The sequence below is a fragment of the Morganella sp. HMSC11D09 genome (assembly GCF_001807955.1).
Lineage (GTDB): Bacteria > Pseudomonadota > Gammaproteobacteria > Enterobacterales > Enterobacteriaceae > Morganella > Morganella morganii.
The window spans coordinates 1-865 of sequence record NZ_KV791715.1 but is presented as its reverse complement, the minus strand read 5'-3'; the positions used below and the strand labels follow the sequence as shown (position 1 = coordinate 865).

General features: G+C 52.6%; 1 rRNA gene. It reads left to right on the top strand.

Annotation, left to right across the window (positions count from 1 at the left end):
* A 23S ribosomal RNA gene (locus HMPREF3119_RS18320) occupies positions 1-865 on the top strand; the annotation flags it as partial.

The following is an 865-nucleotide window of genomic DNA, read 5'->3' as shown; positions in this document are numbered from 1 at the left end:
CGATGAGTAAGGCGGGACACGTGTTATCCTGTCTGAATACGGGGGGACCATCCTCCAAGGCTAAATACTCCTGACTGACCGATAGTGAACCAGTACCGTGAGGGAAAGGCGAAAAGAACCCCGGCGAGGGGAGTGAAAAAGAACCTGAAACCGTGTACGTACAAGCAGTGGGAGCACCCTTCGGGGTGTGACTGCGTACCTTTTGTATAATGGGTCAGCGACTTATATTCTGTAGCAAGGTTAACCGGATAGGGGAGCCGCAGGGAAACCGAGACTTAACTGGGCGAATTAGTTGCAGGGTATAGACCCGAAACCCGGTGATCTAGCCATGGGCAGGTTGAAGGTTGGGTAACACTAACTGGAGGACCGAACCGACTAATGTTGAAAAATTAGCGGATGACTTGTGGCTGGGGGTGAAAGGCCAATCAAACCGGGAGATAGCTGGTTCTCCCCGAAAGCTATTTAGGTAGCGCCTCGTGAACTCATCTCCGGGGGTAGAGCACTGTTTCGGCTAGGGGGTCATCCCGACTTACCAACCCGATGCAAACTGCGAATACCGGAGAATGTTATCACGGGAGACACACGGCGGGTGCTAACGTTCGTCGTGAAGAGGGAAACAACCCAGACCGCCGGCTAAGGTCCCAAAGTCATAATTAAGTGGGAAACGAAGTGGGAAGGCTCAGACAGCCAGGATGTTGGCTTAGAAGCAGCCATCATTTAAAGAAAGCGTAATAGCTCACTGGTCGAGTCGGCCTGCGCGGAAGATGTAACGGGGCTAAATTATGCACCGAAGCCGCGGCAGCGATATGTAAATATTGTTGGGTAGGGGAGCGTTCTGTAAGCCTGTGAAGGTGACCTGTGAGGG